The organism is Variimorphobacter saccharofermentans (assembly GCF_014174405.1).
In the GTDB taxonomy this organism is placed as follows: Bacteria; Bacillota; Clostridia; order Lachnospirales; family Lachnospiraceae; genus Mobilitalea; species Mobilitalea saccharofermentans.
On the sequence record NZ_JACEGA010000001.1, the window covers coordinates 3,157,608 to 3,179,820 of the forward strand.

Consider the following 22,213-nt stretch of genomic DNA (forward strand, 5'->3'; position numbering starts at 1 on the left):
TCTTAACACTTTACAAACACCGGTATTGAATCAATGGATAAATTAACTTTAATCGTTTCCCCTCCAGTGTATTCCATGCCACTCTCGAAATCTTTCCATCTACATCCCTTAGGTAGATATACAATACGTTCCTTCATATCTGCATATAGTACGGGAGCAACTAAATATCGATCCCCATACATATACTCATCTGTAATTTCCCAACACTTCTCATCCTCTGGAAATTCGTAAAACAAGGTTCTCATAATTGGTGTTCCCTTTTCATGTGCTTCTTTCATTAGTCCTCTTGTGTAATCTCGTAGCTTTTCTCTGATATTGATATATTTAACGCAAATATCATAAACCTTTTCTCCATAACTCCATATCTCATTAGATGCTCCAGAGCAGCACGTTGCCCCGCCACTGGTACCTAACTGTGCCTGCCTTGGTTCCCTATCACCATGAAGACGCATTACAGGACAAAAAGCTGCCCATTGAAACCATCTGATAAATAATTCTCTAAAATTCTCATCATCTGGATTACCACCATGAAAACCACCTATATCAGTAGTCCACCATGGAATTCCTACAATTCCCATATTAAGTCCTGCAACCAATTGATTACGCAGGCTTTCATAACTAGACGCAATATCTCCAGACCATACAAGAGCACCATATCTTTGACTTCCAGCCCAGGCACACCTTATTAGATTCACTATATTTTCCTGCCCTTCCTTTTTCATTCCTTCAAAAAACGTCTGAGCATACATTTTGGGATATAAATTGCCGATTTTCAAATTGCTTCCTGCATAATATCTATAGTTATCAAAGTCATATACTGTATACTCTGGCTCTGCCTCATCCAGCCAGAAAATTTTAATTCCTAACTTATAATAATTCTGTTTTACTTTTTCCCACACATATTTTCTCGCCTCGGGATTTGTTGTATCAAAATGAATCGTGGCTCCCTGAAAGTCAAGACCAACCCGAAAGCCGCGTTCCGTTCTAATTAGATATCCCTTTTCCAGCATTTCCTCATAGTTCTCACATGATTTATCTACGGTCGGCCATATAGACACCATTAGTTCAATTCCCAATTCTTTTAGTTCCTTTACCATTGCGGCTGGATTCGGCCAGTATACGGTATCAAACTTCCATTCTCCTTGTTTTGGCCAATGAAAAAAATCAATCACAATAACATCAATGGGAACTCCACGTCTTTTATATTCACGCGCTACTGCTAATAATTCTTCCTGTGTCTGATATCTGAGCTTACATTGCCAAAATCCCAAACCATATTCAGGCATCATCGGTACTGTACCTGTAACTCCAGCATATTCTTCTACTATTTCAGAAGGTGTATCCCCAACCACAATCCAGCAATCTAATGCTTCAGTAGAAAATGCCTCAAAGCTCATGATATTTTTACCAAAGACAGCTCTTCCCACTCCAGGATTATTCCACAAAACTCCATAACCTTTGGAAGATAATGCAAAGGGTACACTTGCTTGAGAATTCCTATGAGCTAACTCCAGGTCCATTCCTTTTAGATCAAGGTAAGGCTGTTGATACTGACCCATTCCATATATTTTTTCATCACTAAATAAGGATTCCAGGCGCCATGTCAGATGATAATCTCCCCCAACAATTGGCTTAAATTCTCTAGTTTCAATCTCAATAGCACTGCATTTCGCATCCAAAATATCTCTTCGATTTCTACAATACTCCTCTAATAAGAGCTCACCCTTTTGATTATATACAGTTATTTTTCCAAACCTGGATATTACCGCTTTTATTTTCCCATTTTGCAGATATGCATAATTTTCATTAACTTCTATGACACTATCTGATTTCGGTGCATCTAACAGCGCCCAGTTTTCTTCGGGAATAGTATCATTTTTGGACGCTCTAATTCTAACTGCATTTGTACCCCAAGGTTCAATCCATACTTCTTCCGCATCATAGTGAAAGATCAACTTCTGATTATCTATTGAAAACATATGCCACCTCCCATATTCTATCCTTTAACAGCACCACTTGTCATACCACTTATGATATATTTCTGCATTAGGATGAAAATTAATGCCACTGGAATAATAGTAACTACTGCAAATGCAGTTAGATAGCTCCATTTCGTTCCATATTGACCTATAAAATTGAAAATTCCAGCAGTAATTGGTCTTTTTTCCTGATCTAGAATAAATGTCATGCCATATGCCAAATCTCCCCATCCATATAAGAATGAAAAAATTCCACATACAACAACGCCCGGCTTTGCTATCGGGATTAATACTCTCACAAAGCTTGTAAATTTATTACAACCATCAATATATGCTGCCTCTTCAATTTCCTTCGGAATCGTAGCAAAGAAATTCTTTAATATTAAAACCGAAAAAGGAATTCCAATTGTTGCATCTGATAGTATTGTAGACCACCATGTGTTATATAAATTCATTTTCTGAAAGGTAATAAATAAAGGTGTCAGCAACACAGAAACTGGAAGCATCTGAGTTACCAGAAATCCAAGAATAACCGCTCTTTTTCCTTTAAAATGGTACTTTGCAATACCATAAGATGCCGGTACTGCCAAAACAATAGAAATCGCCATTGCTCCAACGGAAATAATCATACTGTTTCCAAATGAACGGAACATATTAAAATCACCGCTGCCTAATTGTGCCAAGTACGATTTCGTGTTTAATATTTTTGGCCAAAAGCTAGGCGGTATCTGAAAAATTTCTTTTTCCGTCTTCAGTGAGGTAACAAATATCCAATATATAGGGAATAAAAGTATACCCAAGATAACGATCGATAGTATGCAGTAGACAACATTTTTGGCCTTGGATAATTTTAATTCCGTTTCCATTACTCACCCTCCTCCGTATAAATAAATCTAAGATAGATTAAGCTTACAATAAACAAAATTATAAACAGAACATTAGCAACCGCTGCCCCTTCACTGTACTTAAACATTTCAAAGGATAGTTTATACGAATATGTAGATAACAGCTGCGTGGAATTTACCGGTCCTCCACTCGTCATTACATAAACCAGGTCATATACTTTGAAGGTATATATAAATCCTAAAATTAATACTGATTCAATCGTAGGCTTTAGTAAGGGTAATGTTATCTTTCTGAAAGCCTGAAATTTACTCGCACCATCAATAGCCGCACTTTCATAAAGCTCTTTGGGTATCGTAGTCAGACCAGTCGCAATTAAGATCATATTAAACGGTATCCCAATCCAAAAATTTGCGAAGATAACACCAAACATTGCTGTTGTCGGATTGGTAAGCCAATCGATATTTTCTTGTATCAATCCAATGCTTCTTAGAAAGAAATTTATGATACCAACATCAGTACTAAACATGAACTTAAACATCAGGCCAGTAATTGTCATCGGAATCATCCATGGAATAAGTAAAAGTCCCCTCACCGGTTTAGCAAACTTAAAATTTTTATTAAAAAACACAGCAAGGGCAAATCCTACAATAAATTGAAATATGATGCATACCACAGTGAATAATAATGTATTCCAAAGGGATGTCATTAAAACATTATCTTTCCGAAAAAGATTGATATAATTATCAAAACCTACAAATTCTTTCACATTACTTCGTAGTGTTCTGACTGTAACATCCTGAAAACTTAAAACAAAATTATATAGAATTGGATATCCAACAAATACGAGCATATAGATCAATGCTGGTAATACAAACAATATACCTGCATTATCATACTTGAAGTATTTTTTGATACTTTTCATGTCAATCCTCCACTTTTGGGGTAAAGAAAGGAGCAGGTATTGCACAATGAGTGTTGCCTGCCCCTCCTAAACCACCTATGTACTACTTGTTTAGAACTTCATCAATCGTTGCCTGCGCTTTTTCTGCTGCTGCTTGTGGTTCACTAGCGCCGGTCATAACCTCATTAAATGCTAATGAGATAGCATCTGAAACCTCAGGCCATTCAGCCAGCGGGCCTCTTGCATTCGCATATTGCATTTCTTCTACAAACGCTTCGTAAACTTCATCACCAGAAAACTGATCTTTCGCAATGTTAGAATCTGCTGAAATATAACCCATAGCATTCATCATGAATAAGCACTGATCCTTCTGGGTGGCAAATTTCAGGAATTCAAGTGCCGCTTCCTCATTTCCGCCTGCGATTATAGAGTAATTCTCACCACCAAGACCGGATGCCTGTTGTTTATCCATCGGGATCGGCGCTACTCCCCAATTTAAATCTGGAACCTCTGAACGCATGGTAGGAACCTGCCAAGTACCGTTGATCATCATAGCAAGATTTCCGGAAATAAACTGATTCATTGTGTCACCCTGAGTCCAGTTAATTGCCTCTTTTGGCATAGCACCTGAGTCAATAAGGTTTTTAACCATTGTTAAAGCCTTAATTCCGCCTTCAGAATTTATCTCATATGCTGATGCACCAGTGGACCATACCCATGTAAGGAAATTGAAGGTTCCTTCTTCATTTTGCACACTACTATGTGCAAATCCTGATACATTGCCAGAAGTGCATTTTTTTGCTACATCCAGTAGTTCATCCCAAGTAGTCGGAACTTGACATCCTGCTTTCTCCAACATGTCTTTATTGTAATAAAGAAGTAAATCATTGCTGCCAAAAGGAATGCCGTACAATCTGCCATCCAATGTACAGGAATTAACCGGACCAGGATAATAACTGCTTACATCAAACTTATCCGTAATATCTGCGAAAATTCCCATCTGGGCATAGGAAGCAGTATCGGGGTTATCCTGAATTATAAGATCCGGCAACTGATCTGCAGATGCTCCAATGGATAACTGCTTTTTAAAATCTGCAAACGGAACATATTTTGCTTCAACCTTAATATTACTTTGCGAATCGTTAAACTTCTGTATCATTTCATTCAAAGCTTTTTGATGTCCCTCAGTCTCCCAGTAATACCATAAGGTTACATCACCCGAAGCTCCCCCAGAAGTATCAGCTGCAACATCAGCAGTATCCTCTGCCGTGTCAGAGCTCGTATCTGCTGTTTGCGCTTCCTCTTTCTTGTTCTCATTAGAAGTCTGTACTTCATTCTTCTTTGATGAACATCCAGCAAACAGCATGGTAATCATCGTTATTGCTATAAGCATTGAAAATAATTTTTTCATAAATTACCTCCTCTTTATTATTTGGTAGCTTCATTATATAAAATACCCAAAGAGAAGAACACTCAAGAAAACTTTAAAAGGTGGAAAATCCTAATGTCATTTATTTGATTTTCTATACTCTGTTGGCAACTGTCCGGTACATTCACGAAATACCTTGCTGAAATATTTAGCATCAGAATAGCCAACCTTTTCAGCCACCTCATTGACATTCATTTTGCTACCAATCAATAATTCTTTTGCCTTCATGATCCGGAAGTCTCTAATGAAAGTACTAAACTTAACTCCTTTCTCCTGATGGAACTGCATACCTAGATATTCCGGTGTCAAATTAAGTTTAGCCGCTATCTCCTCCAAAGTAATCCCCGTTTTATAATACTCAAGAATCATGTTTTCCGCTCTCTTAACATTTAAACTAAGCACATTTTTTCCTTCATATTGGTCATTCTTAATCAATCCATAAATCTCATGAATTATATCCTTAAGTTCTTCTTTATTTTTTGATTCCATGATTTTCTGTAGGATATTCTTTTGATCTAATTGCTCATGATTTAAGAAACTGATTTCTTTTCCAACATTGATAATAGCCCATATAAATCTAACATAGCATTCTTTAATATTCTTTGGCTCATATACATTACCACTATTAAAATATTGTGTAAATTGTTCAATGCACTCATAAATTTTGCTGCGATTATAGGAACATAACGCAACCTTAATACGATTTTCAATATCGATTGGATATATACAAAGAGAAGTTTGGATATTCAATACCTTTGGGTATGAAATCATAATATTATTACCAAGAGCGATATTCCAATCCATATACTGCAGTAATAAATGATAACTTTTTCTCAAACCATTTATTCCAATCACATTAATCCAACCATAATTATTTTCCATCATATTCTTATTATGATTTTGTGACGCTATGTATATTTGAAACCATCGTTCAATCTCCTGCTGATTATCATACCCATATAAAACGAGCAGCAATATCTTATCCTTTGGCATTTCCAAAAGAGAGTATTTTAGGTTCTTCCTTGTTGTACAAAAAGCTTCCAGCTCGGCTTTTATATACTCTACCCGTTCCTCGAATCTCTTTCCTATATAAATTTGTACTTCACTAAACATTGTGTCATTTTCTATCCCATACTTATCTTTAATATATTTTTCTAACTCATCTCCAATTTCAATTCCACCTAAAATTATACCAAGCAATATATTATCCAGACGGTCGAAGACTACTGAATTTTGTTTCCCTGACTCCTCTAATTGCATTTCCATATTCTTTATTGACTTTACAAAATCATTGACAACCATTGGTTTTATCAGATATTCACTAACTCCCCAACGTATAGCCTGCTGGGCGTAGGTGAATTCTGCGTAAGCACTTAAAACAATCGCTTTATATTTTATTTTCTTATCATGAAGAATGGATAGCATAGTTAGCCCATCCATGACCGGCATCTTCACATCAGTAATAATCAAGTCGGGCTTCTGTTCTAAGATTAAATCCAAACCTTCTTGTCCATTTACTGCACTCCCTACGACCAAATGTTGAGGAAACATTTTTTCTAATAAGTTACAAATTCCTTCCCTTATTCTTATTTCGTCTTCAACAACAACTATACGCATACCTAAGTCCTCCGTGGAATTAGAATAACTACTTCTGTTTCTTCATCAAGTATACTATTTATTTGAACGCTTGCTGCCTCTCCATAATACATAAATAATCTGGATATTACATTTTCCATACCAATATGGCTTCCTCTATCTGAATGGTTGAAAACCTTGTTGTTTATTTCCTCGACTACTGCGGGTTCTATTCCCTTACCATTATCCTTGATTAGAATTCGTATGAAATCATCTTGAAGCTCTAGCTTAATTATCAAAATATGTTCTCTTGTAATCCCTTCAAATCCATGAATGATTGCATTCTCTACAAATGGTTGAAGGATCAATTTATGGACTTTATCATTTAAGATTTGGGGGTCAACATCTAATTCATAGTGAAAAGTATTTTTTAACCTTATTTGCTGTAAATATATATAATTTTTCAACCAATCAAGCTCTTGATGAATTTCTACCGTAGCATTACTATTCGTAATGGCATATCGTAGAATCATCGCAAGAGAATTGATTGCATTACTAATATCATAATCCTCCTTATTGATTGCCATCCAATTTATTGTATCTAAGGTATTATATAAGAAATGAGGGTTTATTTGAGCCTCTAATGCTCTTATTTCTGCATCGAGTTGGCGTTCCTTGGCTTCGTTTTCTTTCTTTATGGCTTCATATAGTTTTACAAGCATATCATTAAATTGCAATGCGATGAATTCTATTTCAAGAGGCATTTGTTTTTCAATGTTAACCTTTGTCTCCAAATTACCTGTACTTACTGTATACATAGCTTCGGTAACTTTCTTTACTGAAGATACCAACCGTCTTGATAACCACACCGTCAGGCTTATTGCAATTAATAAAGAAAGCGTACCTACAAGTATAACAATTTGTTGTTGTAAACTTAGTGTTCTAATATCTGCCCATTGGTTTGTAACATTTACAATGTCCCAGGACAGCTCTTCATTGCGAAAAACATAAACTGAAAGATATTCTTTCTTTATTTTTGTTTCTTGGGAAATAAAGTTTAAGTAATCTTCTTTTCTATCTTTTAAGATTGCTTTCGAATTTGTAACAGTATTTGTCAACTGTTCTTCATTATTATAAGATATTAATCTGCCCTTTTGGTCAACAATAAAATTTATATCTGAGCGATTTTTATAGGATATATCTTTTTCTATACAAACCTTACTTAACAACTTTTCATCAATACTTACTATAACTACTCCATTTTTCTTGGTTAAATCTTTATAATCAATTATTCGATGTGCCATATGAAAAAGATAATAATCTTTATTAGCAAAGCTTACTCCATACTCCGTAGGAAAGATATGAGTGGAATTATCCTTTGATATTTCTTCATATAGTTGATCTTGCGATAAACTGAACTGTGGCAACCACGATTTATCACTTGAAGAAGATGTTAATTGATCATATGCAATAATCATTCCCTCTGATGTAATAACAGTAATCGAGCGTATATAATCCTTGGTATTTAAAATGCCCCTTAAAAATCTTCTTAACTGATTTTTTGATACTTCTACATCCTTTCCACTATTAAGTTTATCGACGAGAGTAACGACATCATCATCCGTATAAATTTGATAAAGTATATCTTCATATGACTCTAGCCAGATATTTAGGCTGTTACTAATCTGCTCCAGATTATTTATTGTTAGCTCTTCCGTATTCTTTTTTAGCGTATTTGAAATATTATAAAAAGAAAAAAAACTAATAAAAAGTATTGGGACTGCCGAAGTCATAATAAACAGACGTATCAATTTTGTTTGCAAACTTGCTTTTTTTGTATAATACATATTAAAATTTTTCATTTTAATTTCCTTTCATAATTTCTTCAAAATAATGAAGAATACATACTATACTGCAATAATTGTCATTTTCTCTTATATTATACAAATGTGAAACAAAACAAACAATCACAATTTATGTATCTAGATTGATAACCCTATGTATATAGCATATTTTAATCAGGTATTAAATGATTATAACCAAGTTAATTGTCTAAGTTGAATAATAAAACAGAGAGGAGTGTCTATCAACAGACACTTCTCTCCCGAGTAATTTATAATTATTCTGTATTTTATCGAAGAGACTGTTATACAATCCGCATGGCAAATACCACCATGCTTATCGGTTCCCAAACTATTTTTTATTCTTTATTTTCTTAAAATAATCATTACTTTCTTTAATAATCACTCCACTTAATGCAAATAGAGCGATCAAGTTTGGAAATGCCATTAGTCCGTTAAATATATCTGCAATACCCCATACAGCCTGTATCGTCATATATGGGCCAATAAACACTGCTGCAATATAAAGCCAACGAAATACATAAACTGCTTTTTGATTCCCATTGGTCAGATACTCCATGCAACGTTCACTATAATAATTCCAGCCAATAATTGTGGTAAATGCAAAAAAGATTAAGCACAGCATTAATAAAAATGATGCCACTCTAGGATCAAAGGGAAGACCTGTTTGAAAAGCAGCATCCGTAACTGCCACTCCATCCAATCCAATATTCCAGCTCTTTGTAATAACAATACTCAAACCGGTCATTGTACAAATGATAATGGTATCGATAAATGTTCCCGTCATACTAACCAAACCTTGTCTTACTGGTTCCTTAGTCTGAGCTGCTGCCGCTGCGATAGGAGCACTTCCTAATCCGGATTCATTAGAGAAGATTCCTCTGGCAATACCCTTTTGCATAGCAACCATCATTGCACCCAAAGCTCCTCCTGCAATTGCTCTAAATCCAAAGGCTCCTTGAAAAATCTCTACTAGTGCTCCTGGAATTGCACTTGCATTGTTAATTAATAAGATTACGGTTATTACAACATATATTATAGCCATAAAAGGTACAACTATTTGAGCAAAATTAGAGATTCTCTTAATTCCACCGATAATAACAAGACCTGCACACAGAGTAATTACTAATCCTGTTACAATTATTGCCACGGAATACTCCATTCCAAAGATAGAGATTACTCGTGAATTACTGTTCGATATAAAATTACTTACCGCCGTAGTAATACCATGTACCTGGGTGAATGTTCCGATCCCCATCATGCCTGCACAAGCACCAAAAAAAGCAAATAGTTTCGCTAACCAGCGAAAACGAGATCCCATTCCTAATTCTATGTAGTAAAAGGGTCCTCCTAATACATGACCATCCTCCGAAATCTTACGGAATTTAATAGCCAGTAAGCCTTCTGCATATTTTGTCGCCATACCAAAAAAGGCTGCTACCCACATCCAAAATAGAGCTCCTGGTCCTCCTGCAACAATGGCAGTGGCAACACCAACAATATTTCCGGTTCCTATAGTTGCGGACAAAGCAGTACATAGAGCGGCAAAACTGGTAACCTCTCCTGTTCCTCCCTCTTCATTACTAACCATAAATCTTAGAGCCTTGGGTAAATGTAATACTTGAAGCAGCTTAAGTCGAATCGTTAAATAGATACCTACGGCCATAATTAATATAATCAGCGGAAGTCCCCATACAATACCATCCAGCCAATTTATAAAGTCATTCAGGTTCATAATTATTCTCCTCTTAATCTTATTGTAGTCAATGATGTTTATTATATTGATACATTGATGCGTTAAAGCAATACAAGTTATATTATCATGATTTTTAGTAACTATCAATACCCAGAATTGCTTTGAAATATAATTATTGATCTTTCATTGTTGTTATTAATATAGTTTACAAGAATTTATATTATCATATATATTTCCTAATTAACCAGGTTATTAAAATACATTACAAAATACATTCAGGGATTACGGCTTACCATAATCCCTGAAACTAAACATCCTCATTGATTTACTCCATACAGAACCATTACGAACATAATAGAATATTAATTTTCCGCTGCTTTTTTCTTTTTGCTCTTTTTCTTGGAAGCTTTCTCAGAAGTCTTTTCTGTATTATTCTCTGTACCACTATCCGCGTTGTCTTCTATCTTACTTTCATTATTCTCTACTTCACTGACTTTCTCTTTTTTTTCCTGAGTCGCTTTATCCTTTACCTCGTAATTCTCGGTTCCCGGTAACTCATATACGATTACTGCCACTCCTCTTTGAATCTTCTCATATACCTTCTTAGCTGCTTTCGGAGGCATATTGATACATCCATGGGAACCCCTAGTCAAATATATATTCTTTCCGAATTCACTTCTCCAAGGTGCATCATGCAAACCAATATTTCGATTAAATGGCATCCAATATTCTACCGGAGTCTCATAATCTTCACCAACAAGGGTAGCATTCCTCTCCTTGTATTGAATTGGATAGGTTCCTGTAGGAGTACCATAGTTTTTAGATACATTGCCAGATACAAAATCCGTTTCTACAATCAGCTCACCCTCATGATAGAAGAACAGATGCTGCGCTGTAAGATTAATCTCAACATAGGTATCTCCAATATCATCCTCACCATATCGCTGTGCTGTTTGATAATAAGCCGGGATTTTTGTTACCTGACTTCCACTTTCAATTAACTCACCTAGTTCACTCTCTTCCTGAGCACGATTTAACCACCAGCCGTAATCGCCGCCTTTCACAGTAATTACATCGCCATAAGAGGTTTTGAATTCACGTGCTTTTCCAAAGGTATTATACGTCTTTCCAATATAATCAACAAACTCCTTTATCTTCTCCTTCTCAAAGTGCACTTTGAAGTTATCATCAACTGATAACCATTTACTAATCTGACTGCCATCTAACACTTCAGTGACTTCTCCAAACTCATAGGTAATCTTCGCTCCAGCAATTCGATTTAATTCGTTAAGAGCATTAACCAGGAGAGGAGAATCAGAAAGTAATTCCGGTTTTTCATAACAGCCAGCCTCTTCAATCGAAAGCTTAGGCTCTAATGATAGAATGGCTTTTACAATGGCTTCCTCAAGCATATCTTTTTTGATCTTTGCCCCTGGATTCTCTGGAATGATCTCATATCCATTCTCTCCATACTCGGATAAATAGGCATTTTCCGGCTCAATTACATTGGCCTCGTCAAAAAAGCTTAACTGATCAATGTATAGCTTCAAAATCGACTCATCATATTCCAACATCGTATTGATTGATAATTCATGGCTTTTCATCAGGGAAAGTGGCCAGGCATATGCATTCTGTTCCTCCAGTAATCTCTCAATACCACCCTCAAACACGGTATGTAGACCGATATTCTCTCCATAGATGGCATCCATTATATCATTCCTGCCTTCTATTGTAAGGCGATAGGATTTTACCTCAGCATTAATAGCATCCTCCGCCTCCTCAAGAGTCATATTGGAAGCATCAATTCCATTAATACTAGTATTACTAAAAAAATGATTATGGTAATACAAGCTAACAAAAAAGTACAAACCGATCAAGGGCAGTATTATTACTGCTCCAGCTATTAACAGAAGCTTTCTTCGTCTGGCTCTTCTGCTAACTCTTCTTAAGCTTGTCTTACTTCTATTTGAATTTCTCGCTTTCATAAAACTCCTTACTATATTTATATATCATGATTTATAGTGTTCCGATTATCATACTATTCATTAAATATGTTTATTTTAGGTCAGTTTCATTAATTTTCTTTTAACTAATTGTGTTACTGAATTAATAATTGCATCCCAATAAAAATGGGAGCACTTATCCGTACGGATTAGAAAAATTATAATGAACTAAGTATGATATTGCGAAGCTTACGAGTTAAGGAGTTGGTTCCCGCATTGGTTCTTTGTATCATGAATAACATCGTCAAATTCTCCGATGGAATATTGGCAAAATATGCACCGAGCCATCCATCCCAGCCATACTCACCATTTATGCCCATATCTCCGGCTTTTCTGCTATCGGTCATGATACGCATCAAATTACCATAGCTATGACCACATAAGGTCAGCCAGTTATCAAATCCCTTTTGCTGGGCTTCATTTAACCTTGCTGTAGTAAAGTATTCAACTGTCTTAGGTCTTAATATCTGTCTACCACCTAAGCTGCCCTGATTCATCAACATGGTAGCAAATTTCGCATAATCATCGATAGTAGAAACCAGACCGGCTCCACCGGATTCAAAGGCAGGTTTACGGTCCATTTGCTGATTGATTCCTAAATTATTACCCAAGTAAACTCTTAATCCGCCCTCACCATCATCCTCGTAGGTTTTCACTAAACGGTTCATTTTATCCTTCGGTACCCAGAAGCCGGTGTCTTTCATTTCCAGAGGATCAAAAATCTCTTTTTGCAAAAACTCTCCGAAGCTTTGACCACTTACCACTTCAATAACAGCACCCAGCACATCTGCTGAGCTTCCATATTGCCAACTAGTCCCCGGCTGGAAAGCAAGCGCACAGCCACCTAATTTATTGGCTATTTCCTGTGTACTCATGGGGTTATCGCCCAACAGTCTTTGATCTACCTCCAGAAACACTTCTGCTGTATCCTTACCTGCTTTATCATCACCAGGATATACCAGGCCAGAAGTCATGGACAGTAAATCCTTAATTGTTACATCTCGGTCAGCAGAAACCAGGGCATCATGTTCAGCCACCTTTTGATTTGCAAAACCAGGTAAAAACTTACTTACCGGTTCATATAAATCAATAAGGCCACGCTCAAGCAAAATCATAGCAGCAGCGGCAGTTACTGGCTTACTCATGGAATATAACCGAAAGATAGTATCCCTCTTTATTGGTGAGCGGGCTTCTTTATCTGCAAATCCATCCTCATGGTAATACACTTCCTGCCCGTCCTTAATCACCAATAAATTCGCTCCGGCAATATAATTCTCTGCAATACTACCGCTAATTGCCTCTTTTATTTGCTTAGTTTCCTCGCCTCTTAACATAGATATCCTCCTATCATACCATTGTAATTGATGTTATATACACGTTCCATTATACTAACTGTAATATACCACATTTATGCCTATATTAAAATATAAATATAATGAGAAAAGACATAGCCATTATACGTATGGGAGTTATCCTTCTCATACATATTATAGGCTATGTCTAAAAATCAGTTATTCTATTCACACAGATACAGACGAATATTGAGGAGTTATTGTCTGATCCAGACCATCATTTCTCCTTCTCCCCGATTAGCCCAAGTATAATAAGGTATCCATGTCAAATTAATATCCTCGAATTGCTCTTCCTCCGAACCATGATACAGCTCGTTGGATGAGGATGCTGTGAGCTTTAATTTTCTGCCCGTACCTTTGATTATTGTTACTTCATAGCCAAATCGATGATCCGTATGGGTTGATAACTGTGCTTCCTTTGGTAATGTAACTAAATGAAGGTTGTTGCCGTTATCCGCTTCTTCGATACAATAAACAATCGGGCCTCTGGTTATTGCTACCTTCCCGATATTCTCACGCAGCATCGGATTGCCGTATATTCTTTTCACCTTCATTGGGAAATTCATTGTTATTGTCTCCGTACCGTTCCATTCCCTTGTGATATAATAATAACCGTCCTTCTCTACCACATCTCCTGATGGCGCATTAATCTCGTATTCGTTGCACCATTCTGGTATACGAAGAGCAATGGTCATTGTAGTTGGTTTCGCTGCATCCACTTGAACCGTTACTGCTCCATCCCAGGGGAAGGAGGAGGTGATGTCAATGGAAACGTCATTGTTCTGAACGACTTTATTTATTCTGCTTCCCATATACAAATGTACAAACAGGGTGTCTTCTGTCTCTGTATAAGCATAGGAGGCAATTGAGCTGATAATTCGTGCAAGATTTGGTGGACAGCAGGCGCATCCAAACCATTTTTGTCTTACTGGTTTTACATGAAATTTTCTTTCATCCTTATGGCAGGCTTCTGGAAGTACCTCCAACGGATTGACATAGAAGAAGCTTTTACCATCTAAAGCCATTCCACTCAGCACACAATTGTATAATGCTTTCTCCATGACATCCGCATATTTCCGATTCGGCTTAATCTCCAGCATTCTTCGTGCAAAGAATACTAATCCGATGGAAGCACAGGTTTCAGCGTAAGCTGTATCATTCGGTAGATCATAGGCAAAGGAAAAGGCCTCACCAATATGGGTTCCTCCGATACCTCCCGTAATATATAGTTTTTTACTCACCATATCATCCCATATCGTCTCACAGGCTTTATATAGGCTCTCATCCTGTGTCAAACGAGCAATATCTGCCATTCCGGAGTATAGGTAAGCAGCCCTAACCGCGTGTCCTACGGCCTCCGTCTGCTCTCTGACCGGCAAATGTGCCTGATAATATTGATAGCGTAAGGCATCTTTATCCTTTATTTTTTCTTTCGATTCCGAATCAAAGTAATATGGCTTTTTCCCTCTTTCGTCGATAAAATACTTACTTAACTTCAGGTATTTCTCATTGTTCGTAGTCTCGTATAAGCGTGCCAAAGCCATCTCAGCGATTTCATGTCCTGGATAACCTTTGAGCTTGCCATCCTCTGCTCCAAATAAGGATTCAACATAATCTGCATAGCGTTCTGCGACTTTAAGCAGTCTATCCTTACCAGTAGCTTCATAATAAGCAATTGCACCCTCTGTCAGATGACCGAGGCAGTATAGCTCATGATTGTTGCGTAGATTGGTAAAAATATGATCCATATTATTAATGATATAATAGGTGTCCAGATAACCATTGGGCTGCTGGGCAGCAGATACAATCTCAATTGCCTCATCTGCAATTCGTTCCAATTCCTTATCCGGATGCTGAGTTAAAGAATACCCTACTGCTTCAATCCACTTGTAGAAATCGCTGTCCTGAAACAGAAATCCATAAAAACGATCTTCCATCAGATTTTCATCTTCCGGAAGAGGTTGAAATATCTCGGTAGAAAACTTTTTCTCCTGGTAGGCCTCTCCCAGTTCAGCCCTCTGCTTCGTAATATTCGCAGCAATCTTAAAATTACGCATACAATAGCTTGGTTCTGCACCTTCTACCCTATCATTTAAGGCATCCCACTGATAGGGAATCATCTCCTGTCTAACAAGCTCCATTTCCATTTTCCAAAAAGAATCGGTTAACTGAACTCTTCGTAGCGAAACAGGTTTACTAAATTCCTTCTGATTCATCTCAATACCCCTTTCATTATAAGTGTTATTTTTTCATACGTAATATGTTACACTTAAGATAATTAATAATTTCTGATTGAATTATAGCTTCGTATCATATAGAATAATAAAGGAAAATACCGTTTCTTTGATGAATCTAACATTATCAATTATTATATATGTTGTAAATACTATTAGGTTGTAAAAGGTGTGAAAAGGTAAGATGATAAACTGTCATATATCAATGGAAAATCTGATCACCTACCACTGGTGTGGAAAATTCAAATCTCCGACCAGTGAATGGATTCATATGACCAGAAACTTAAATGAACATGAGTTGTTTTTTGTTACTGAAGGTACTCTGTATATTGCAGATACACAGGGAAAATATGTTGTATCAAAGGATGAGTATTTACTAATGCCACCCACTGATAAGCAGTATGGCTATGCTCCTTCCGATTGTACCTTTTTCTGGTTTCATTTTACACCGTCCAGCATCTCTACTCAGGATGATATCATAATTCCTCAACAGAGTAAAATTCCTAATATCGAACGTATTATTATTTTAATGAATCAGCTGCGAGAGGCCGACAGACGATATCACCACCGCTATACTCTGGATTTACTTGCAACCGGTTTAATAATGGAGCTATATAATCAGATACAAAGTAAAGAAAATGGCGACACTCTGACTACCAAAGCACATCTTTACCAGGCGATTCTCGACTATGTCCAGTGGAATCGCTTTACCAGAATTAGCGTTATGGAACTCTCTGAATATTTTGGATATCATGAAAAATATCTATCCTCTGTCTTTAAAAGTATTGCAGGAATTTCGCTAAAGCAATATCTGCTTCAGGAGATCATGGAGCATGCAAAGGCAGAGCTGATTAATTCCAATAAAACGATTGCCCAGATCGGTTACAGCATCGGATATACAGACAGTCATAATTTTTCAAATGCCTTTAAGAAGGTAACCGGTATCTCTCCTTCGGCATATCGCAATAGCTGTACTAGACTTCCTAAGACACCTGATTAGTTGATTAATCAATAAACCAGTTTATTACTGAAATATAACAGAAAAGGGAAGAATTAAGTCCTTAATCACAATGACTTAATTCTTCCCTTTTCATTTCATCCTATAATATACATTATAAATAAAACATTGATTACAAATTAATAACTACTTAATGTTAACACAATTTATTTTGATTTAGATTTGGAGTATACATCAAATGCAACTGCGGCAAGAAGTACAAAGCCCTTAATTGCCTGTTGCCAGTCGATACTAATACCCATGATTGACATACCGTTGTTCAATACACCCATTAGTAAACCACCAACCATTGCACCGACAACAGTACCAACACCACCGGAGGTTGATGCTCCACCGATGAAGCAGGCAGCAATCGCATCCATTTCAAAGTTCTGTCCTGATTTCGGTGTAGCTGAGTTCAATCTTCCTGTAAATATTACACCTGCAAGTGCAGCCAGAAGACCCATATTCGCATATACCCAGAACATAACCTTCTTTGTATTAACACCGGATAACTGAGCTGCTTTCATATTACCACCGTATGCGTAGATATGTCTTCCTGGAATGGTTTTTGTAGTAATAAAGGAATAGATAAGTATCAGAACAATTACTACAACCAATACCATAGGAATACCTTTATAAGATGCTAAGGATATTGTAAATGCATTAATAACGGCCACTATAGCAACGATCTGAGCAATGAAGGCTTGGCTGGAACTAGTCTCAAATCCATATTTCTTTTTATTTCTTCTGTTGTTAACTTCTCTTAATACATATAGTACAGATGCAATGATACCTAAAAAGATTGATAATATATTCAGTTTACCTGCTCCTGTGAAATCCGGAATAAAGCCGGATGCCATGAAGGTATATCCATCCGGTAAGGGCGCAAGGCTGGTTCCCTGGAGAACTACCAATGTCAATCCTCTGAATATTAACATACCTGCCAAGGTAGCAATGAACGCCGGTACTCCGACATATGCAATCCAGAAGCCTTGCCAGCATCCAATCAGGAAACCGATCAAAAGGGAAACTATAACAGTAGGCAGCACTGGTATGTTCATTTTTAACATCATGATAGCAGAAATTGCACCTACAAATCCGGCAACGGAACCTACGGATAAGTCTACATTACCACCGGTTAATATACAAAGCAACATACCTATTGCCAGAACTAAAATATACGCATTTTGTGAAATCAAGTTAGAAATATTGAGCGGCTTCAATAATACACCGCCAGTTAAAATCTGAAAGAATATGATAACTACAATTAATGCAATTACCATTACATATTGGCGTAAATTTCCTTTTAATAATACACTACGCTTATCCATTATATACCTCCTGATTGCTCTTCATTATGCAATGCATTATATTTTCCTGTGAGGCTTCCTCTGAACTCAATTCTCCAACGATTCTGCCTTCATTCATAACATAAACTCTATCACTCATACCAAGAATCTCTGGTAGCTCTGAGGATATAAGTATTATCGTCTTTCCCTTGGCAGTCAATTCATTGATTACTGAGTATATTTCATATTTTGCACCGACATCAATACCACGTGTCGGTTCGTCTAAAATCAATACATCCGGATCAGAAAAAATCCACTTACTGAAAACTACCTTCTGCTGATTACCTCCGGACAGATTACCGGCTTTTTGAAGAATACTTGGGGATTTGATGCTTAGCTTCTTTCGGTATTCCTCTGCGACCTGTATTTCCTTATTCTCATCAATAACGATTCCTTTACTGATTTTCTCAAAGGCCGTCAAGCAAATATTACGTTTAATACTATCTATTAATATAAGTCCTGCACTCTTTCTATCCTCTGTTGTATATGCAATGCCATGTTTGATAGCATCTTTTACATTCTTAATCTGTATTTCTTTTCCGTTCTTGATTATGGTGCCTTCAATTTTCTTGCCAAAGGATCTACCAAATATACTCATAGCAAGCTCTGTACGTCCAGCTCCCATAAGACCAGCAATACCTACAACTTCGCCTCTTCGGCTGTTTATATTAATGTTCTTTAATACTAGTTTTGATTCATCCTTTGAATCATATGCACTCCAATTTTTAACCTCAAAGCAAATCTCTCCGATATTATGCGTTCTTTTTGGGAAACGGTCCACGAGTTCACGTCCAACCATACCCTTGATGATCCGATTCTCAGTTATTTCATCCACACCTTTTATTAGTGTTTCAATTGTTTTACCATCACGAATAATTGTGATCGCATCCGCAACTCTTGTTACCTCATTTAGCTTGTGGGAGATAATTATACATGTAATTCCTTGCTTTTTGAGATCTAGAAGCAAATCAAGTAAATGCTTTGAATCATCATCATTTAAGGCAGCTGTAGGCTCATCAAGTATTAGAATTTTCGCATTCTTGGCAAGGGCTTTAATGATTTCTACCAGCTGTTGCTTACCCATACCAAGATCCTGTATTCTTGTATCAATACTTTCATTTAAGCCAACCTTCTTCATCATTTCGATGGTACGAAGTCTTGTCTTATCCCAGCTGATCACCGGGCCGAAATCTGTCTGTTCATTGCCCAGGAATACATTCTCTGCAATTGAAAGCTGTGGAATAAGAGCCAATTCCTGATGAATAATAGCAATACCCTTCGCTTCACTCTCTTTTATATTTTTAAAAGAGCATACCTGCCCATCGATAACAATATCACCTTCATATGTGCCATAAGGATAAACACCGCTAAGCACATTCATCAAGGTTGATTTTCCAGCTCCATTCTCTCCAACAAGTGCGTGGATCTGTTGGGCTTTCACCTTCAGATTTACATGGTCTAGAGCTTTAACGCCAGGAAATGTCTTTGTTATGTCTCGCATCTCCAATGCATACTGTTCCATATTTTCACTCCTTTTACTAACTACAGACTTTATCCTGTCATAATCATGGCCTAATGTTTAATACTAAAATGTCGGTTAGTTCAATCTTCTAACCGACATTTCAGTAATAAAAGCTTTACTAGAATTATTGAATGTCTTCCGGTTTCAAGTATCCAGAATCAATTACTAATTCTTGATAATTATCCTTTGTTACAATGAATGGCTCAAGTAGATAGGAAGGAACTACTTTAACATTGTTATTATAGGTTTCTGTATCATTGATTTCAGGTTCCTTACCGGAAAGAACGGCATCAACCATGTTAGCTGCTACTTCTGCAAGCTTACGTGTATCTTTCAAAATTGTGGAGTATTGATCTCCAGTTACAATCAGCTTAATCGAAGCTGCTTCTGCATCCTGACCAGTTACAACTGGTAGATCGTCACCTGTAAGACCGAACGCTGTTAAAGCAGAAAGGATACCTCTGGAAATACCATCGTAAGGGGATAATACGCCATGTAAAGTCTTACCATCTGTATAATTAGCTGCAAGTAATGCATCCATACGGGACTGAGCAACTGCACCATCCCATCTTAAAGTACCAACTTCTTCCTGAGTAGTCTGATTGGAAGGAATTACAACTGTACCATCATCAATCAATGGTTGAAGAATATCCATAGCACCCTGGAAGAAATAGAAGGAGTTAGTATCATCCGGTGATCCTGCAAAAACCTCGATATTATAAGGTCCTTCTCCTTTGAGTTTCTTTAAACCATCAACAAGTGATTCTGCCTGTAACTGACCAACACGTCTGTTATCAAATGTTGCATAATAAGAAACAGCATCTGTATTAACTAAAAGACGGTCATAAGAAATAATCTTAACGCCTTGGGATGCAGCTGCATCTAAGGTGTCGGACAATGTAGATCCGTCAATAGGTGCAACAACTAAAACTTCTGCTCCCTTTGTAATCATATTTTCAATCTGTGATTTCTGTGTAGGAATATCATCCTCTGCATACTGTAAGTCAACTGTGTATCCTCTTGCTTCAAGGATCTCTTTCATGGTAGCACCATCTTTGATCCAACGTTCACTGGATTGTGTAGGCATCGAAATACCGATATATTTTCCAGATCCTGTCTGAGGCGCTTCTTCTTTAGCTTCTTCTTTAGCTTCATCTTTTGTTTCAGTTGTTGTCTCTGTCTTTGATGAATCTTTATCATCGGTTGTCCCCGTCTTGGCTGTACCACAGCCTACAAACATTGATACTGTCATAGCAAGAACTAATAACAATGCTAGTGCTTTTTTCATACCATTGCTTCTTTTCATAAAATCCTCCTTATTTTTTACCCTTTTTTTGTGATATATGCTCAACTATAGTTTTTCTATAGCAAACATCAAAACAATTCGTAATTTATGGTTCTAATTATTTCTTTTGTTTTTACGTTTTTGTTCGTTTTACATTTCGTTTGTGTTTGTATGTTCATATAATAACACCATTGATTATAATTGTCAACAACAAACACCTACCATTTTTAACTTTTGTTATGCATCTTTCACAATGCAATTTTTACAGAAAGACAAATACGAAACGAAATATTACTAATTGTTTTTTTTATCAAAATCGTGTATTATTTTTATAATTAGATAGATTACTTATTAATAAGGATATAATTTCTGACTACAGTACAAGATAGGGAAAACATATGTTTGCAATCGAAAGAATTCGAATAATTAAAAACTATTTAGTAAAAGACCATAAGGTTTCTGTAGCTAAGCTGAGTGAGTTACTCAATGTCACTGAGGTTACTATACGCCGTGATCTTGAGAAGCTTGAAAGTGAAGGCTTTCTTAAGCGCACCCATGGTGGCGCCGTTCTGATTGAACAGGACGATGAATCACTTTTGGATGACAGCGATGAAATCCAAGATGTTCTATTATATCAGGAAATTGCCGATACCGCATTCCATTTAGTTAATGACGGTGATGCCATTATGCTGATTAATGGAACCGTGAATGCATATATCGCGAAAGCTTTAGCGAATCATAATAATCTGACTGTGGTTACAAATGATATACAAATAGCAGCTGCTTTTTCTCATTCGCCCACAAATAACTTAATTCTCCTTGGTGGTGATTTGGAGGAAAATGCAGTATTTGGACAAATTACAATAGATAATTTGAAAAATTTCTCATTCAATCATATATTCATTGAAATTGATGGACTCAGTGAATCCGTTGGTGTAACTGTATCCAGTACGAAAAAGGCTACATTAATTCATCAGGCGGTAAAGCTTGCCGAATCCGTAACTGTAGTCTGTCTTTCCAGATATTTTGGTACCAATGCCCTTTACCGCGTTGGTAAGATTAATATTGCACATCGTGTATTGACTGATTCGAACCTTGAAGACAAGCATAAGAATTATATCTATAATTGCAACATTCCGCTATTTACATCCGTTGATGTTTATGAAAATTAGCACTTTTT

Annotated in this window: 15 protein-coding genes; 2 read left to right on the forward strand and 13 right to left on the reverse strand. The window is 36.7% G+C overall.

Annotated elements, in window-relative coordinates:
• Positions 1-2: 2 nt before the first annotated feature.
• From H0486_RS13755 to H0486_RS13800, 10 genes are all read right to left on the reverse strand, one after another.
• Positions 3-1,979 carry a glycoside hydrolase family 31 protein gene (locus H0486_RS13755; protein WP_228353539.1) on the reverse strand — a complete coding sequence of 659 codons (1,977 nt, stop codon included), beginning with the start codon at positions 1,977-1,979 and terminating at the stop codon, positions 3-5.
• Positions 1,980-1,996: 17 nt separating this feature from the next.
• On the reverse strand, positions 1,997-2,845 hold the full coding sequence (locus H0486_RS13760) for a carbohydrate ABC transporter permease (protein ID WP_228353540.1): 849 nt from the start codon (positions 2,843-2,845) through the stop codon (positions 1,997-1,999).
• The gene (locus H0486_RS13765) at positions 2,845-3,747 is read right to left on the reverse strand and encodes a carbohydrate ABC transporter permease (RefSeq protein ID WP_228353541.1); all 903 of its coding nucleotides are present in this window, start codon (positions 3,745-3,747) and stop codon (positions 2,845-2,847) included. The genes H0486_RS13760 and H0486_RS13765 overlap by 1 nt, the downstream gene beginning before the upstream one ends.
• Positions 3,748-3,829: 82 nt before the next feature.
• Positions 3,830-5,137, reverse strand: coding sequence for a sugar ABC transporter substrate-binding protein (locus H0486_RS13770; protein WP_228353542.1), 1,308 nt, complete (start codon positions 5,135-5,137; stop codon positions 3,830-3,832).
• 96 nt (positions 5,138-5,233) lie between these two features.
• A complete protein-coding gene (locus H0486_RS13775) occupies positions 5,234-6,772 on the reverse strand; it encodes a response regulator transcription factor (RefSeq protein ID WP_228353543.1) in 1,539 nt (512 codons plus the stop codon).
• 2 nt (positions 6,773-6,774) lie between these two features.
• Complete coding sequence (locus H0486_RS13780; protein ID WP_228353544.1) at positions 6,775-8,592, reverse strand: sensor histidine kinase; 1,818 nt, start codon at positions 8,590-8,592, stop codon at positions 6,775-6,777.
• A gap of 331 nt (positions 8,593-8,923) precedes the next feature.
• Positions 8,924-10,333, reverse strand: a complete 1,410-nt coding sequence (locus H0486_RS13785) for an alanine/glycine:cation symporter family protein (protein WP_228354442.1) — start codon at positions 10,331-10,333, stop codon at positions 8,924-8,926.
• Between the two features lie 317 nt (positions 10,334-10,650).
• Positions 10,651-12,273: a L,D-transpeptidase family protein gene (locus H0486_RS13790; protein ID WP_228353545.1), complete on the reverse strand. Its 1,623-nt coding sequence runs from the start codon at positions 12,271-12,273 to the stop codon at positions 10,651-10,653.
• 176 nt (positions 12,274-12,449) lie between these two features.
• Positions 12,450-13,625, reverse strand: a complete 1,176-nt coding sequence (locus H0486_RS13795; RefSeq protein ID WP_228353546.1) for a serine hydrolase domain-containing protein — start codon at positions 13,623-13,625, stop codon at positions 12,450-12,452.
• Positions 13,626-13,840: 215 nt separating this feature from the next.
• Complete coding sequence (locus H0486_RS13800) at positions 13,841-15,859, reverse strand: glycoside hydrolase family 127 protein (RefSeq protein WP_228353547.1); 2,019 nt, start codon at positions 15,857-15,859, stop codon at positions 13,841-13,843.
• Positions 15,860-16,061: 202 nt separating this feature from the next.
• On the opposite strand from H0486_RS13800, the gene H0486_RS13805 reads away from it, so the two are divergent.
• Positions 16,062-16,877 (forward strand): helix-turn-helix transcriptional regulator, encoded by an 816-nt coding sequence (locus H0486_RS13805; protein ID WP_228353548.1) that lies wholly within the window; start codon positions 16,062-16,064, stop codon positions 16,875-16,877.
• 164 nt (positions 16,878-17,041) lie between these two features.
• Here H0486_RS13805 and mmsB read toward each other — a convergent pair whose 3' ends face one another.
• The 3 genes from mmsB to chvE all read right to left on the reverse strand — a co-directional run bounded on the left by mmsB (position 17,042) and on the right by chvE (position 21,054).
• Positions 17,042-18,208, reverse strand: a complete 1,167-nt coding sequence (gene mmsB, locus H0486_RS13810) for a multiple monosaccharide ABC transporter permease (protein ID WP_228353549.1) — start codon at positions 18,206-18,208, stop codon at positions 17,042-17,044.
• On the reverse strand, positions 18,201-19,748 hold the full coding sequence (gene mmsA, locus H0486_RS13815; RefSeq protein ID WP_228353550.1) for a multiple monosaccharide ABC transporter ATP-binding protein: 1,548 nt from the start codon (positions 19,746-19,748) through the stop codon (positions 18,201-18,203). Before mmsA ends, mmsB begins: the two co-directional genes overlap by 8 nt.
• A gap of 124 nt (positions 19,749-19,872) precedes the next feature.
• The gene (gene chvE, locus H0486_RS13820; RefSeq protein WP_228353551.1) at positions 19,873-21,054 is read right to left on the reverse strand and encodes a multiple monosaccharide ABC transporter substrate-binding protein; all 1,182 of its coding nucleotides are present in this window, start codon (positions 21,052-21,054) and stop codon (positions 19,873-19,875) included.
• Between the two features lie 377 nt (positions 21,055-21,431).
• Between chvE and H0486_RS13825 the strand changes: the two genes are divergently transcribed.
• Positions 21,432-22,205, forward strand: coding sequence for a DeoR/GlpR family DNA-binding transcription regulator (locus H0486_RS13825; protein ID WP_228353552.1), 774 nt, complete (start codon positions 21,432-21,434; stop codon positions 22,203-22,205).
• Positions 22,206-22,213: the final 8 nt, after the last annotated feature.